Annotated in this window: 13 protein-coding genes; 9 read left to right on the top strand and 4 right to left on the bottom strand. The window is 60.6% G+C overall.

Going from position 1 to position 16035, the window contains the following annotated elements; genetic code table 11:
* Nucleotides 1-65: 65 nt before the first annotated feature.
* A complete protein-coding gene (locus B8P98_RS01295; RefSeq protein ID WP_025710725.1) occupies nucleotides 66-1337 on the bottom strand; it encodes an acid phosphatase in 1272 nt (423 codons plus the stop codon).
* Nucleotides 1338-1530: 193 nt separating this feature from the next.
* Here B8P98_RS01295 and B8P98_RS01290 point away from each other — a divergent pair, with 193 nt between their 5' ends.
* Complete coding sequence (locus B8P98_RS01290) at nucleotides 1531-2373, top strand: 23S rRNA (adenine(2030)-N(6))-methyltransferase RlmJ (RefSeq protein WP_057212750.1); 843 nt, start codon at nucleotides 1531-1533, stop codon at nucleotides 2371-2373.
* Nucleotides 2374-2445: 72 nt separating this feature from the next.
* Nucleotides 2446-3798, top strand: coding sequence for a glutathione-disulfide reductase (gene gorA / locus B8P98_RS01285; RefSeq protein ID WP_080897544.1), 1353 nt, complete (start codon nucleotides 2446-2448; stop codon nucleotides 3796-3798).
* Nucleotides 3799-3851: 53 nt separating this feature from the next.
* Here the strand turns inward: gorA and B8P98_RS01280 are convergent, their stop codons facing one another.
* Nucleotides 3852-4475, bottom strand: coding sequence for a glutathione S-transferase family protein (locus B8P98_RS01280; protein ID WP_042929026.1), 624 nt, complete (start codon nucleotides 4473-4475; stop codon nucleotides 3852-3854).
* Between the two features lie 126 nt (nucleotides 4476-4601).
* Here B8P98_RS01280 and B8P98_RS01275 point away from each other — a divergent pair, with 126 nt between their 5' ends.
* From B8P98_RS01275 to B8P98_RS01265, 3 genes are all read left to right on the top strand, one after another.
* Entirely contained in the window at nucleotides 4602-5750 is a 1149-nt protein-coding gene (locus tag B8P98_RS01275) for an iron-containing alcohol dehydrogenase (RefSeq protein ID WP_095032669.1), read from the top strand.
* A 241-nt stretch (nucleotides 5751-5991) separates the two neighbouring features.
* Nucleotides 5992-7644: an alpha,alpha-trehalase gene (locus tag B8P98_RS01270; RefSeq protein WP_025710720.1), complete on the top strand. Its 1653-nt coding sequence runs from the start codon at nucleotides 5992-5994 to the stop codon at nucleotides 7642-7644.
* Nucleotides 7645-7710: 66 nt separating this feature from the next.
* Nucleotides 7711-8244 carry a GNAT family N-acetyltransferase gene (locus B8P98_RS01265; protein WP_080924230.1) on the top strand — a complete coding sequence of 178 codons (534 nt, stop codon included), beginning with the start codon at nucleotides 7711-7713 and terminating at the stop codon, nucleotides 8242-8244.
* A gap of 24 nt (nucleotides 8245-8268) precedes the next feature.
* Here B8P98_RS01265 and B8P98_RS01260 read toward each other — a convergent pair whose 3' ends face one another.
* Nucleotides 8269-9027, bottom strand: coding sequence for an SDR family NAD(P)-dependent oxidoreductase (locus B8P98_RS01260; protein WP_025710718.1), 759 nt, complete (start codon nucleotides 9025-9027; stop codon nucleotides 8269-8271).
* A 119-nt stretch (nucleotides 9028-9146) separates the two neighbouring features.
* On the opposite strand from B8P98_RS01260, the gene B8P98_RS01255 reads away from it, so the two are divergent.
* The 3 genes from B8P98_RS01255 (at nucleotide 9147) to B8P98_RS01245 (ending at nucleotide 12777) form a co-directional block, all read left to right on the top strand.
* Nucleotides 9147-10046, top strand: coding sequence for a LysR family transcriptional regulator (locus tag B8P98_RS01255; protein WP_025710717.1), 900 nt, complete (start codon nucleotides 9147-9149; stop codon nucleotides 10044-10046).
* A 105-nt stretch (nucleotides 10047-10151) separates the two neighbouring features.
* Nucleotides 10152-11183 carry an inner membrane protein YhjD gene (gene yhjD / locus B8P98_RS01250; RefSeq protein ID WP_080924229.1) on the top strand — a complete coding sequence of 344 codons (1032 nt, stop codon included), beginning with the start codon at nucleotides 10152-10154 and terminating at the stop codon, nucleotides 11181-11183.
* Nucleotides 11184-11454: 271 nt separating this feature from the next.
* Entirely contained in the window at nucleotides 11455-12777 is a 1323-nt protein-coding gene (locus tag B8P98_RS01245) for an MFS transporter (protein WP_095032668.1), read from the top strand.
* 42 nt (nucleotides 12778-12819) lie between these two features.
* On the opposite strand, the gene B8P98_RS01240 is transcribed toward B8P98_RS01245, so the two are convergent.
* On the bottom strand, nucleotides 12820-14871 hold the full coding sequence (locus tag B8P98_RS01240) for an AsmA family protein (RefSeq protein WP_025710714.1): 2052 nt from the start codon (nucleotides 14869-14871) through the stop codon (nucleotides 12820-12822).
* 194 nt (nucleotides 14872-15065) lie between these two features.
* On the opposite strand from B8P98_RS01240, the gene kdgK reads away from it, so the two are divergent.
* Nucleotides 15066-15995 (top strand): 2-dehydro-3-deoxygluconokinase, encoded by a 930-nt coding sequence (kdgK, locus tag B8P98_RS01230; RefSeq protein WP_080924227.1) that lies wholly within the window; start codon nucleotides 15066-15068, stop codon nucleotides 15993-15995.
* Nucleotides 15996-16035 lie beyond the last annotated feature (40 nt).

Genomic DNA, 16035 nt, shown 5'->3' with positions numbered 1-16035 from the left:
TGCTGCGATAAGTCCGCCCGTTGCGGGAAAAGGCCGACACGCGGTGCAGCGTGCCGGAAACCGCGTTAATGCCCTTTTTGCGCCATCTCCCAGGCCGCCGACAGATTCAGCCGCTGCCAGAACTGCTGCTCGGGGGTGACGCCGGACAGCGGGTAGCCCGCCGGCAGCGCGGTATTGACCATCAGCGCCCGGCGCTGGGCCGCCGACAGCTGCGGCAGGGCAGCCTCCAGCAGCACTTCCGCCCCCTCCGGCACCTGCAGACGCGGCTGCGCGCCCTTCTGCTGCGGCAGATCGTAAGTCAGGGTGAAACGGGTGAAATCACGCATCGCCGGATCGCGCCAGGGATCGTCTTTCACGCTGCTTTTCGCGCACTCGGCAAGCGATGTGCCGCAGGCTTTCGCCAGCGCGGCGCGCAGCTGATCGCGGGCTTCGTTAAATAATACCCGGTAGTGCGGATCGTTAAGATAATGGGCCACGTTGCGCTCGGCTACCATCCGCGAGCCGATCACGTCCAGCGGATAGTGGACGCCCAGCACGATGCGCGAGTAGCCATAGCGGGCGCCGCGGGTTACCAGCGCGTCATAGCGCTCCGGGATCATCGCCGCCAGCAGCAGCGCATCGGTATAGCCGGTGTTGGTATGGCCGCTGGGGAACGAGCCGCCGTCGGCGGTGTAGGGCTGATTATCCTTCACCACCACGTCGTCCGGCACCAGGTGAATGGTGTTGCCCTGAACCAGAAACGGCCGCGGATTGTTGAAGTGCTTTTTCGCCTCGCCGGTGCTGACCTCCGAGGCTTTGATCAATGCTGCCGCTTTCCCCAGCGCGCCCTGGTCATAGGCGGCCAGAAACGCTTTGCCCAGCCGCGGCCCCAGCGCATCGCTGAGGAAGTAGAGGTAGCTAATCCCTTCCGCATCGGCCAGCGCCTGACGGCGCGTGGTCTGCACGGCATCGCGATTGATGGCAGTCACCGTCGCCAGATTCTGCTTCACGACCGTCTCCGGCAGGGTGCTGAACGCCGACAGCAGCGCAATGCCCGCCTGCTGGTTAGCCCGGGTCTGGAAATCGTAGCCGCTGGCCTTCAGCCAGGCGGTATCGGCCTGAGTTTTGTTTTGTTTCGTGTGCGCCAGCCGATCGCGGGTCAGCGTGGCGGCATCCCCCTGCAGAGCGTGGCGCAGCTGCGCCAGCGCCTGTTGCTCAAGATCGTCATACGCCTGGCTGGAGGCAGCCGGCGTCACGCTATTGGCGAGGGCCGCCGCCCTGTCCAGCGGGATGTCTTTAGCCAGAACCGGTTGCGCCAGCAGCAGCGCGACGGCCAGCAGTGAGAGTTGCCTTTTCATTATTTTTCCTTTTATTCAAATAATTACCTTGCCTGTACCCGACGCTAGCGCGGCCGTTTGACGTTTTTATGACAGCGTTATGTTTTGCAACGCTTTTGGCAGAAATGAAACAGCGCGGCGGCGCAGCGGTAATCTCGGCCGATCTGCGGTAAACTATCGGTTAACTTGTTTATTTCCCGGAATCTCTGTATCCATGCTCAGTTATCGCCACAGCTTTCACGCAGGCAACCACGCCGACGTCCTCAAACACACCGTTCAGAGCCTGATCATCGAAGCGCTGAAAGAGAAAGAAAAACCGTTTCTCTACCTGGACACCCACGCTGGCGCGGGCCGCTATCAGCTGAGCGGCGAGCACGCCGAGCGTACCGGCGAGTATCTCGAAGGCATCGCCCGCATCTGGCAGCAGGACGACCTGCCGGCAGAGCTGGAGCCGTATATTTCCGTGGTCGAACACTTCAACCGTAACGGCCAGCTGCGCTACTACCCGGGCTCTCCGCTGATCGCCCGCCAGCTGCTGCGCGAGCAGGACAGCCTGCAGATGACCGAGCTGCACCCGAGCGATTTCCCGCTGCTGCGCGCCGAGTTCCAGAAAGACAGCCGCGCGCGCGTTGATAAAGCCGATGGCTACCAGCAGCTGAAAGCCAAGCTGCCGCCGGTATCGCGTCGCGGTCTGATTCTGATCGACCCGCCGTATGAAATTAAAACCGACTATCAGGCGGTGGTGACCGGGATTAACGAAGGCTACAAACGCTTCGCTACCGGCACCTACGCCCTGTGGTACCCGGTGGTACTTCGCGCGCAGATCAAGCGCATGATCAAAGAGTTAGAAGCCACCGGCATTCGTAAAATTCTGCAGATTGAGCTGGCGGTGCGTCCGGACAGCGACCAGCGCGGCATGACCGCTTCCGGGATGATCGTCATCAACCCGCCGTGGAAGCTGGAACAGCAGATGAACAATGTGCTGCCGTGGCTGCACAGCAAGCTGGTTCCCGCCGGTACCGGCCATACGACCGTCAGCTGGATCGTGCCGGAGTAATCGCAACCATCGGTGGAACCTTTTAAGCCTCGCGCTACAATCGCGGCAATCAACGATTAAGGACATATGGGCATGAGCAAACATTATGATTACCTCGCCATTGGCGGCGGTAGCGGCGGTATCGCCTCGATTAACCGTGCGGCGATGTACGGCCAGAAGTGCGCGCTGATTGAAGCCAAAGAACTGGGCGGCACCTGCGTCAACGTCGGCTGCGTGCCGAAAAAAGTAATGTGGCATGCGGCGCAGATCCGCGAAGCGATTCATCTTTACGGCCCGGACTACGGTTTCGATACCACCATCAACCATTTTGACTGGGATAAGCTGGTCGCCAGCCGCAGCGCCTATATCGACCGCATTCATACCTCCTACGACAACGTACTGGGTAAGAATAAAGTTGATGTGATCAAAGGGTTCGCGCGCTTTGTCGATGCCCACACGGTGGAAGTGAACGGCGAGACGATCACCGCCGATCATATCCTGATCGCCACCGGCGGCCGCCCGAGCCACCCGAACATTCCGGGTGTGGAATACGGTATTGATTCCGACGGTTTCTTTGAACTGCCGGCGCTGCCGAAGCGCGTGGCGGTAGTCGGCGCGGGCTATATTGCCGTTGAACTGGCGGGGGTGATTAACGGCCTCGGCGCCGAAACCCATCTGTTCGTGCGCAAGCACGCGCCGCTGCGCAGCTTCGATCCGCTGATCGTTGAGACGCTGGTGGAAGTGATGAACGCCGAAGGTCCGCAGCTGCATACCAATGCGATCCCGAAAGCGGTAGTGAAGAATGCCGACGGCAGCCTGACGCTGGAGCTGGAAGATGGCCGCAGCCAGACCGTTGACTGCCTGATCTGGGCGATTGGCCGCGAACCGGCGACCGATAACTTCAACCTGGCGGCTACGAGCGTGAAAACCGACGATAAAGGCTACATTGTCGTTGATAAGTTCCAGAACACCAGCGTACCGGGCATCTACGCGGTGGGCGATAACACCGGCGCCGTCGAGCTGACCCCGGTAGCGGTTGCCGCTGGCCGTCGTCTCTCCGAACGCCTGTTTAACAACAAGCCGGAAGAGCACCTGGACTACAGCAACATCCCGACCGTGGTCTTCAGCCATCCGCCTATCGGCACCGTCGGCTTAACCGAGCCGCAGGCGCGCGAGCAGTACGGCGACGACGCCGTGAAGGTCTACAAATCGTCCTTTACCGCGATGTACACCGCCGTCACCTCGCACCGCCAGCCGTGCCGCATGAAGCTGGTCTGCGTCGGTCCGGAAGAGAAAATTGTCGGGATCCACGGCATCGGCTTCGGGATGGATGAGATGCTGCAGGGCTTTGCGGTGGCACTGAAAATGGGCGCCACCAAAAAAGACTTCGACAACACCGTCGCCATTCACCCGACGGCGGCAGAAGAGTTCGTCACCATGCGCTAAGACGCGATCGCCGGATGATAAAAAGAAGCCCCCAGGGGCTTCTTTTTTTATGCTCAGGCCACGCCGTTATTGCCATGACGCATAAACGCCGGGCGCTGATTAAGCGCCATATACCAGCGCTCCACGGCCGGCATCTCCGGATGGGCAAAAGGGGTCATCTTCCAGCGATGCACCGACAGCCCTAGCACGATATCGGCCAGGGTGAAGCGCTCGCCGGCTATCCACGCCCCGGTACGCTGCAGCTGCGCTTCGACAATGCGCACACACTGAGTCCAGGTGGCAATACTCTCTTTAATCGCCGCCGGATCCTGAAAGCGCGGATCTTTACGCACCAGCCCCATAAAGGCATGGCGCCAGGCTGTGTTGAACTCGGTCGCCTGCCAGTCCATCCAGTGCTCCACCTCGGCGGCGGGCTGCGGCTCGGTGGGCAGCAGATCCCAGCGCTCCGCTTTGCGCGCCAGATAGCGGCAAATGCTGTTCGACTCCCAGAGCACGAAGTCGTCGTCCAGCAGCACCGGCACCAGGCTGTTAGGATTCAGGCGCTGAAATTCGGGCGTATCCAGGGGCTTAAATCCGCTGCCGTAGTCTTCCTGCTGGTACGCCAGCCCGATCTCTTCGCAGGTCCACAGCACTTTCCGTACATTGATTGAAGAGCGTTTGCCCAGAATTGTTAGCATCGTCAGCGATTCCTCAGCCATAAAAGAGAGATCATTCACTCTACTCTATTGTCAGCCAGCAACAAGGCAGAGCACTGGATAATGTGTATAGTTGATTCCAGCCTGTTTGCCGAAAAGGAACCCGACATGTTGACCCCGTTTACCGTTTTGATGCCTGCAAATATTCGTTTTGGCCGTGGTCAGGCCGAGAGCGCCGCCCCCTGGCTGGCGCAGCAGGGCGGCCCCATTCTGTTGGTGCATGGAGCCAGCCCGCAGCGGGCGGCGTTTCTGCGCCATCAGCTGGAGGCGCTGCAGCTGGCGGTCACGACGCTGGCGATAAGCCGCGAACCCTGGCTTAGCGATATCGAGCAGGGCGTCCAGCTGGCGCGCGAGAAAGGCATCCGGGCGGTGGTCAGCCTCGGCGGCGGCGCGGTGATTGACGCCGGTAAGGCGATTGCGGCGCTGGTCCCCGCCACCGGCCCACTGATTGATTATCTGGAGGTGGTGGGAACGGGCCGTCAGCTGGAAGCCAGTCCCCTGCCGTTCGTGGCGATCCCCACCACCGCTGGCACGGGCGCGGAGGTCACCAAAAATGCGGTGATCAACGTTCCGGAGCAGCAGCGGAAAGTGAGCCTGCGCGACGACCGAATGCTGCCTGACCTGGCGATTGTCGACCCGGCGCTAACCGACAACGCGCCGCGGAGCATCACCCTGAGCGCTGGCCTCGATGCCCTGACCCAGGTGATCGAGCCCTTGCTCTGCAGCCGGGCCACTCCCTTCACCGATGCCCTCTGCCAGCAGGCGATCCCGCGGGGCATCCGTGCGCTGAAAGTCCTGATGGAAAAAGAGTGCCCGGTCAGCCGCGACGAGATGGCCTGGGTCAGCCTGTGCGGCGGGCTGGCGCTGGCAAACGCCGGGCTGGGGGTGATCCACGGTCTCGCCGGTCCGCTGGGCGGCCTGAGCCGCGCCTCGCACGGCGCCTTATGCGGCAGCCTGCTGCCGTTTGGCCTGGCGCTCAATGAGTCACAGATAAACGACCCTGCCCTGCGCCAGCGCTTCAACGACGTTCGCCGCTGGCTGGCCGACGGGCTGGACGTGCCTGTGGATCAGGTCTGGGACAGTCTGCGGGAATGGAGCCATCGCGCCGGCCTTGGCACCCTGCGCGACCTCGGCGTAGCACGCGATGCGCTGGAACCGGCGGCGCTGGCCGCCAGCACCTCCTCGTCGATGAAGGCCAACCCGGTCAGTCTGAGCAGCCAACAGCTGCTGGAGATGCTGGAGGCGGCCTGGGAGTGATCGGGCCCCGGGATAAAATTTTGTTGCATAATGAATGCTCCGAATTTTATCTTCGCCCGTTCGCCTATTTTTTAATTATTTATCAAACGATTACCTCATAATCACGGTATTTCCTGCAGGCGGGAAAGCGTGATCTAACGCACAGTTTACTTCACGCTCACCGAAGCGACTGTCTATCCTTAGTAGACAAGGCCGGGCGCGCCCGGCCGCGAACTCACGCAATCCGGAGGTCCGTATCGCTATGTTCAGCCAGAAATTACGCCACGTTGAAGACGACGAGTTAAGGATCGACATCGATCCCTGCTACGAAGCCGATCCGTACGAATTAAAGCTGGATGAGATGATTGACGCAGAACCGGAGCCTGAGGTGATCGAGGGACTCCCGGCGTCCGACGCCCTTACCCCGGCAGATCGCTATCTTGAGCTGTTTACCAACGTGCAGAAATCACGCATTTTTGCCGACAGCAAAACCTTCCCCGACTGCGCGCCGAAACACGATCCGCTGGACATCCTGCGCAACTACCGCAAGGTCAAACGTCAGCCCGATTTCGACCTGCGCCAGTTCGTTGAGGACAACTTCTGGCTGCCGGCGAGCCAGACCGACGTCTACACTTCCGACCCCAGCCTGACGCTGAAAGAGCACATCGACAAGCTGTGGCCGGTGCTGACCCGCGAGCCTCAGGATCATATTCCCTGGTCATCGCTGCTGGCGCTGCCGCAGGCCTACATCGTGCCCGGCGGTCGCTTCAGCGAAACCTATTACTGGGACTCTTATTTCACCATGCTGGGACTGGCGGAGAGCGGCCGGGAAGATCTGCTGAAATGCATGGCCGATAACTTCGCCTGGCTGATTGAAACCTACGGCCACATTCCGAACGGCAACCGCACCTACTACCTCAGCCGGTCGCAGCCGCCGGTCTTCGCCCTGATGGTTGAACTGTTTGAAGAGGACGGCGTGCGCGGCGCGAAGCGCTATCTGGACCATCTGAAGATGGAGCACGCTTTCTGGATGGACGGCGCCGAGTCGCTGATCCCGCACCAGGCGTATCGTCACGTGGTGCGCATGCCGGATGGCTCCCTGCTCAATCGCTACTGGGACGACCGTGACACGCCGCGGGATGAGTCCTGGCGCGAGGACGTGGAGACCGCCCGCCACTCCGGCCGACCCGCCAATGAAGTGTACCGCGACCTGCGGGCGGGCGCCGCGTCCGGCTGGGACTACTCCAGCCGCTGGCTGCGGGATAGCACGCGGCTGGCCAGCATCCGCACGACGCAGTTTATCCCCATCGACCTGAACGCCTTTCTGTTCAAGCTGGAGACGACCATCGCCAACCTCTCCGGCCTGAAGGGCGATCGCGAGACGGAAGCGGCCTTTCGCCAGAAGGCCCAGGATCGGCGGGCGGCGGTCAACCGCTATCTGTGGGATGACGAGAACGGCTGTTTTCGTGATTATGACTGGCGCCGTGAACAGCCGGCGCTGTTTTCTGCCGCCAGCATCGTCACCCTGTACGTCGGCCTTGCAACCCATGAGCAGGCGGAACGCCTTGCCGATGCGGTACGGGCCCGCCTGCTTACCCCCGGGGGGATCATGGCCACCGAATACGAAAGCGGCGAGCAGTGGGATAAACCCAACGGCTGGGCGCCGCTGCAGTGGATGGCGATCCAGGGATTCAAACGCTACGGCCAGGATCCGCTGGGAGATGAGATCGCCTGGAGCTGGCTGCAAACGGTCAACCACTTTTACAAGCAGCACCACAAGCTGATTGAGAAATACCATATTGCCACCGGCGTCCCCCATGAGGGCGGCGGCGGGGAGTATCCCCTGCAGGATGGCTTCGGCTGGACCAACGGCGTGGTACGCCGACTGATTGGCCTCTATGGGGAGCCAACCTAGTCGGGCTGTCCCCGGCGGCCGTCTCCTGCTATGTTCAGAGGATTCGCTCTGCCAGGAATGACGCTTATGCCTGAACTTCTGACGCCGCGCCTGCGCTGCTCACCGCTGCAGCTGGACGACTGGTCGTTTTTTCTCTCCCTGCAGCAGGATCCGCAGGTCATGCTCTACGTCGCCGACCTCCGGCCACAGGCGGCCATTCGCGAAGCGTTCGATTCGCGACTGCCGCCATGGGCGCCGGGAGATGAACACTGGCTGTGCCTGGTGGTGCGCGACAGGTTCACCCACACTCCGCTCGGCCTGACCGGTTACCAGCATCACCACCGCGACATTGCCGAAGTTGGCTTTCTCTTCGCCCCGGCGGCGCAAGGACGTGGCTATGGCTACGAATCGCTGCGCGCGCTGTGCGACTACGCCTTTACCACCGGCGGCGTCCGCCGCCTGACCGCCAGCGTCACCGCCGGCAACGAGGCGTCAAAGCAGTTACTGCTCAAAGCCGGATTCCGGCTGGAGGGGGAACTGAGGGAGAACTACTGGCTGAACGGGCGCTGGCACAATGACTGGCTGTTCGGTCGGCTGCGCGCGGAGGGCGATGCGCCGTAGCGCACCGCCTGTCGTCGCTCTGGCTCAGAGGAACATCCCACCCGAGACTTCCACGCGCTGAGCGTTCATCCACGCCAGCTCATCGCTGAGCAAGGCGGCAATCGCGTCGCCGATATCGTCCGGCAGCCCAACGCGCCCCAGCGCGGTCTGAGCGGCGATATGTCGATTCACCTCGGCGTTATCGCGCACCACGCCGCCGCCAAAGTCGGTCTCGATGGCTCCCGGCGCAATGATATTCACCGAAATCCCGCGCCCGCCCAGCTCTTTCGCCTGATAGCGGGTCAGGACCTCCATCGCCCCCTTCATCGCGGCGTAGGCCGCATAGCCCGGCAGGGCAAAACGCGCCAGGCCGCTTGAGACGTTGAGGATCCGTCCCCCGTCCTGCAGAAGCGGCAGCAGACGCTGGGTCAGGAAAAACGGCCCTTTAAACTGGATGTTCATCAGCTGGTCAAACTGCGCTTCGCTGGTCTCATCAAAGGGCACGTTGAGACCGATCCCGGCGTTGTTCAGTAAATAATCAAAGGTGGTGCGTCCCCACTGCTGCGTCAGCACCTGCGCTACCTCGCTGGCGAAAGCATCAAAACTTGAAATATCGCCGACGTTCAGCGCTAATGCTGCCGCTTTAACCCCTTTTTTCTCTATTTCCGCCACCACCTCGAGGGCCGCCTGGCGGTTGCTGTGGTAGGTCAGAAGAATATCGGTTCCCTTCGCCGCCAGCTTCAACGCGGCGTTTTTACCCAGACCGCGGCTGCCGCCGGTCACTAAAGCGATACGTTGTGTCATCAGAAGACCCCTTTCAGATTGCGTTGTGATTGTGTTGTAGCTTATTAACTGCTCATGCAACAATAAATACGCTACATTGCGTTTTACTGTTTCATTAACAACAACAATAGGCGATCGGCATGGATAAAATTCATGCAATGCAGTTATTCATTCGGGTCGCGGATCTGGAGAGTTTCTCCCGTGCCGCCGAGACCCTGGCGCTACCTAAGGGTAGCGTCTCACGGCAGATCCAGGCCCTGGAAAGCCATCTTGGCGTACGGCTCCTGCACCGCACCACCCGCCGGGTCCAGCTCACCCAGGATGGGATGGTCTACTACGAGCGGGCAAAGGATCTGCTGAGCAATCTCGACGAACTGGACGGTATGTTCCAGCACGATCCGGCGAGCATCAGCGGCCGGCTGCGGGTGGATATGCCGGTCGGTTTTGCCAAAAAGCTGGTGATCCCGCACCTGCCGACTTTTTTACAGCAGTATCCGGGCATCGAACTGGAGCTGAGCAGCAGCGATCGGCTGGTGGACGTGATCCGCGAGGGGTTTGACTGCGTGGTGCGCGTCGGCGCGCTCAAAGACTCAGGGCTGATTGCCCGCCCGCTGGGCAAGCTGACGCAGATTAACTGCGCCAGCCCGGACTACCTCGCCCGCTTTGGCTACCCGCAAACCCTGGAGGATCTGGCGGATCATGCCCTGATCCACTACGCCAGCACCCTCGGGGTCCGTCCCCCCGGCTTTGAGGTCGCGATCGACGGTGCGGTGCGCTGGGTAAAAACTGGCGGCATATTGACGGTTAATAGCACGGAAACCTATCAGGCGGCCTGTATTGCCGGGCTGGGGATTATTCAGGTGCCGCGCACCGGCGTGCGCGAGGCGTTACGCGCCGGCGACCTGACGGAGATCCTGCCCCAGTACCGCGCCGAACCGCTGCCGGTCTCGCTTATCTACCCGCACCGGCGCAATCTCTCCCGTCGCGTGCATCTGTTTATGGAGTGGCTGGGCGGACTGATGAAAGCGTATGTCGATTGATCCGCGTGGGCGGTAAACGGGCGGCGGGAGAGGCATTCCTGCAGGATACGGCATTTAAGGTATACTTTTTGCTGAATCTCGCTGTAAAAAAGGAAGAAAACACGTATGACGCCGGAAAACGACGATCGACGCCCGCCACAGGAACCGGTCCCGCAGCCGGAGAAAAGCAAAAGCACGCTCGATGCCCTCAATGATACAGCCGTCGGGCAAAAAGCCAGTCACGCGCTGAAGACCGTCACCGGAACGGCGGCCAAAGTGCAGCGCAATCCAGTGGTCGCCCATCTGCTGCGCGCCGCTGAGCGCTTCAATGACCGGTTGGGCAATCAGTTTGGCGCGGCTATCACCTATTTCTCGTTCCTGTCGATGATCCCGATCCTGATGGTCTCCTTCGCCGCCGCCGGCTTCGTGCTGGCCTGGCATCCGACGCTGTTGCAGGACATTTTTGACAAAATCCTGCAAAACGTCAGCGACCCAACGCTGGCGGCAACCTTGAAAAACACCATCAATACCGCGGTGCAGCAGCGCACCACCGTTGGTCTGGTCGGTCTGCTGGTCGCCCTCTATTCCGGCATTAACTGGATGGGTAACCTGCGCGAAGCGATCCGCGCCCAGTCGCGCGACGTCTGGGAGCGCCGGCCGCAGGACGAAGAGAAAATCTGGATAAAATACTTCCGCGATTTTATCTCGCTGATCGGTCTGCTGGTGGCGCTGATTATTACGCTGTCGATCACCTCCGTCGCCGGCTCCGCCCAGCAGATGATTATTTCCGCACTGTATCTCGATAACATTGAATGGCTGAAACCCGCCTGGCGGCTAATCGGCCTCGCGATCTCGATTTTTGCCAACTACCTGCTCTTTTTCTGGATCTTCTGGCGTCTGCCACGCCATCGTCCACGCCGCAAAGCGCTGTTTCGCGGCACGCTTATCGCGGCGATTGGCTTTGAAATCATCAAAATTGTCATGACCTGGACGCTGCCGGCGCTGGTGAAATCCCCCTCCGGGGCGGCATTTGGATCGGTGCTGGGGCTGATGGCCTTTTTCTATTTCTTTGCCCGCCTGACGCTGTTCTGCGCCGCGTGGATCGCCACCGCGGAGTATAAAGACGACCGGCGGATGCCGGGCAAAACCCACCGTTAACGTATTGCGAGGATGAATTGGAGCGGCAAAATTCATCCTCGCACAATATTTCAGAAGATAAATCCGCTTCTTAACTTTTATTTAACTCAAAACTGGTTTTATCCTCTATCCTTTTAATTGTGTGAAGCATTTCATAGAACTATTTTTTCTGGCGTAAAAATTATCCGCTTATTGTCTATTTTTTGGCCATTATCAGCGTTTGTTACAGATTGAAATGTCCCTGTGGCTGTGGCTATATGGCTTTTCGTTCGCGCAAAAATAAGAAAGATCTATGCAAGCCACAGCCACCACACTCGAAAACACGCAGGAAACTGCCCCGGTCAACTCGCGCAATAAAGTCGTTGTCGCCTCGCTCATTGGTACTGCCATTGAGTTTTTCGACTTCTACATTTATGCGACCGCCGCGGTCATCGTCTTCCCGCATATCTTTTTCCCGCAGGGCGATGCCGCTGCGGCCACCCTGCAGTCGCTGGCCACCTTCGCCATCGCCTTCGTCGCCCGGCCGATCGGCTCCGCCCTGTTTGGCCACTTCGGCGATCGCGTTGGCCGGAAGGTCACCCTGGTCGCCTCGCTGTTAACCATGGGGATCTCCACCGTGGTGATCGGCCTGCTGCCCGGCTATGAAAGCATTGGCATTGTCGCGCCGATGCTGCTGGCGCTGGCGCGCTTCGGCCAGGGTCTTGGGCTCGGGGGAGAATGGGGCGGCGCAGCGCTGCTGGCAACGGAAAACGCCCCGGCGCGCAAGCGGGCGCTGTACGGCTCCTTCCCACAGCTGGGCGCGCCGATCGGCTTCTTCTTCGCCAACGGCACCTTCCTGCTGCTCTCCTGGCTGTTGACCGACCAGCAGTTTATGGAGTGGGGCTGGCGCGTGCCGTTTATCTTCTCCGCGGTGCTGGTGATCATCGGTCTGTATGTTCGCGTCTCGCTGCATGAAACACCGGTCTTCGCCAAAGTAGCGGCGGCGAAAAAACAGGTCAAAATCCCGCTGGGTACCCTGTTAACCAAACACGTCCGCGTGACGGTGCTGGGCACCTTCATCATGCTGGCCACCTACACCCTGTTCTATATCATGACCGTCTACTCGATGACCTTCAGCACCGGCGCCGCGCCGAATGGCCTGGGCCTGCCGCGTAACGAAGTGCTGTGGATGCTGATGATGGCGGTGATTGGCTTTGGCGTGATGGTGCCGATCGCCGGCCTGCTGGCGGACGCTTTTGGCCGGCGCAAGAGCATGATTGTCATCACCACGATGATTATTTTGTTCGCCCTGTTCGCCTTTAAACCGCTGCTGGGTTCCGGTAACCCGCTGCTGGTCTTCGCCTTCCTGCTGCTGGGCTTAAGCCTGATGGGACTGACCTTTGGCCCGATGGGCGCGCTGCTCCCGGAGCTGTTCCCGACGGAAGTGCGCTACACCGGCGCGTCGTTCTCCTATAACGTGTCGTCGATTCTTGGCGCCTCGGTCGCCCCGTACATTGCCGCCTGGCTGCAGGGCAACTACGGCCTCGCGGCGGTCGGCACCTATCTGGCGGCGATGGCGGCGCTGACGCTGATCGCCCTGCTGCTGGCCCACGAGACCCGCCACCAGTCGTTGTGATCCTGCGCCCTGACGCCGCTGGCGTCAGGGTTCTTCCCTACTTTATTTTTTCATCTGCGACAAAATGGTCCGGCACTGGTTGCTATCGCCCTCCGCCGGAGAGACCAGCGCCAGCAGGGCAGCAGCCGGCGTCACCAGGGTCGCCAGCGCCGCCGCTACCGCGCCGCGGACAATCAGCGGCCCGGCCTTCACCCCCGCCTGCGGCGATTTAAAGGTGCCCCGAACATACAGCGGGGAACGCAGGGTGATCACCCGGAAACCTTTGCTTTCCGGATCGATGGTCAGGTCCAGCTGCTCGGAGGCGAAGCTGGCGGTCCCGGTCACATTGATCAGCGCGTTTTCCGTATCGAAGGCAAAAATCTGCGGCCGGGCGACGCCGTTGGTCACGTCGATATTGGCCGCCGCGCAGTTTACCCGAACCTCCTCATCGCCAAAAATCTGGCCAATCAGGTAGTTACCGACGTTAAGGCCGAGGATTTCCATCAGGTTGCGACTGATCAGGCCGTCGTTCATCAGCAGCTTCAGGTTACCGTTGCTGTTGCCAAGCAGGGCCGCCACCGAGTTGCCGCTGCCGCGCAGCTGGACATCGCCATTCATCTCGCCGAGGGTTTTCTGCATCATCTCGACGTTCGGCATCAGCGCCTTCAGCTTCAGCCGTCGCGCCTGCAGATTGGCCTCACCCTGCAGCGGCTTTTTATCGCCCTGCAGGTGTACGCTGCCGGCAATCGACCCGTTAGCCAGGCCAAAGCGCACCGGCTGCAGGCGCAGGTCACCATCCTCCAGGATCACATGGGTCGACAGGTCGCTGATTGGCAGAGTGCCGCCGTGCTCAATTCTCCGGCCTTTAAAGCGCACATCGGCATCCATCACCTGCCACTTGTCGGTTTCAAAGCGGTCCGCCGGCAGCACTTTACCCGCCGGCTGCGGCCGGTCACCCGCCTGGCGCGAAGCGCTTTTCTTCGTCCCTTTGCCGGAGTCGACGCCGATTAACGGCCCAAGGTCCGCCAGTCGCAGCTGCTTTGACTCCATATCGCCGCTGAGTTTCGGCCGCGGTTTGCCGGTGGTATAGGTCAGGGAGCCATGAATGTCGCTATCGCCAATCCGGCCGTTAAAATCCTGATAGTCAAAACGCATGCGGTTTTTCTGCTTAAAGTCGGCGCGCAAGCGGCCGTCGGTAGAGAACGAGGGTGTCTCGGGCAGCAGAACGCCGGTCAGGTCGTAGAGATCGCGCAGCGAGTCGCCGGCGAATTTCAGCCGCAGGTCAATGCCGCCGACGTTGAGCGGGTCGCTGACCGTGCCGCTGAACGCCACCCGGGTGTTGCCGGAATGGAAGTCGCCCTGCAATGGGAAAGGGGTGCTTGCGCTGCGCAGGGCCAGCATGCCACCGATTTTACCGTTACCGGTGACCGGCTGGTCCTTGTAGCGCCCCTTTAGCGACAGGCCAAAGACATAGTCACCTGGTTTCGCCGCGCTATGCCGATCCTTCGTGCCGGTCACTTCGCTGAACGGCAGGGGTTTGCCGAGGGGATCGACGAGGATGGTGATATCGCTGCGGGTGATCTTGTCATCAATGGCGATAGTCCCGCGATCAAAGAGAATATTGTCGAGGCGAAAGGACCAGCTGGAGGGGGCGCTGTCGCCCGACGCACGCTGATCGCCAGCCAGCTGAAAGGTCCAGTTATTGTTGTCTTCCGCCAGGCGGATCAGCCGCACGTCGGGTTGTTCCAGCTTGATCCACGGCAGGTACACCGTTTTGCTCAGCAGCGCCAGCGGGGCGAGCGTCGCCTCCACCCGCGGCAGGTGGATCATCGTCACCTGGGGAATGGTCGGCGGGTTGCCCAGCACGATATCCTCCGCGTGCACATGGGGCCACGGCACCCAACTGCGCCAGCCGCGCTCTTCCGGCTGCCGCTCCCAGACCACGCCGAGATCGCCGCGGATGGCGAACGGGCGGTTAAGCTCGGCGGAGACTTTCTGATTGATCGTCGGCTTTAGCCGGTTCCAGTCAAAGGTGGCCAGCACAATGAAGAAAAGAACGATCAGCAACAGTATCGTTCCTGTGATGATCACCAACGTTTTACGGGTTCTGCTCATCCCTACTGCGCTCCTTTTGCATCACGTCAGTCCTGAATATAGTCAAAAAGCAGCGTTTCTCCTGGAAATGCGCTTTTCGTCACATTACGCGCGTCAGGTCAAAAAAATAATGGAACGATGTTTTAATATGATTGACCAGTAAAACAGCGCAGCGCACACTAGCGCTTATATCGATTCCATTGCAGGTTCTGGCTATGTCTAAAAAAATTGCCGTTATTGGCGAATGCATGATTGAGCTGTCAGAGAAGAACGGAGCCGTTAACCGCGGCTTTGGCGGCGATACCTTAAACACCTCGGTCTATATCGCGCGGCAGACCGATGCCAGCGCGCTGAGCGTCCACTACGTCACCGCGCTGGGGACCGATGCCTTCAGCCAGCAGATGCTCGACAGCTGGCAGCAGGAAAACGTCAACACCAGTTTGATCCAGCGGATGGCCGACCGTCTGCCGGGACTGTATTACATTGAAACCGATGACACCGGCGAGCGCACCTTCTATTACTGGCGTAACGAGGCGGCGGCAAAATTCTGGCTGGAGAGCGATCGCGCGGCGGCGATTTGCGAAGAGCTGGCGACGTTCGACTATCTCTATCTGAGCGGCATCAGTCTCGCCATTCTCAGCCCGGCCAGCCGCGACAAACTGTTCACGCTGCTGCGTGAGTGCCGCGCCAGCGGCGGCAAGGTGATCTTCGATAACAACTATCGCCCGCGCCTGTGGGCCAGCCAGGCGGAGACGCAGCAGGTCTATCAGGAGATGCTCGCCTGCACCGATATCGCGTTTCTGACTCTCGATGATGAAGACGCGCTGTGGGGTGAAAAACCGGTTGCCGACGTCATTGCCCGCACCCACGCCGCTGGCGTGGAAGAGGTGGTGGTGAAGCGCGGGGCGGATGCCTGCCTGGTGTCTGTTAGCGGGCAGCCGCTGCGGGAAGTGCCGGCCGTCAGGCTGGCCAAAGAGAAGGTGGTGGATACCACCGCCGCCGGAGATTCCTTCAGCGCTGGCTACCTGGCCGTGCGCCTGACCGGCGGTGATGCTGAATCCGCCGCCAGACGCGGCCACCTGACCGCCAGCACGGTGATCCAGTACCGCGGGGCGATCATCCCGCGGGAAGCGATGCCGCAGTAATTCTCCGCAGGAAGCGCTCTCCGGCCGCCGCTGGCGTGCC

Source organism: Klebsiella quasivariicola, from assembly GCF_002269255.1.
Classification (GTDB): domain Bacteria; phylum Pseudomonadota; class Gammaproteobacteria; order Enterobacterales; family Enterobacteriaceae; genus Klebsiella; species Klebsiella quasivariicola.
Note: the sequence above shows the minus strand (reverse complement) of the source record. Positions and strands in the feature narration are given on the sequence as shown.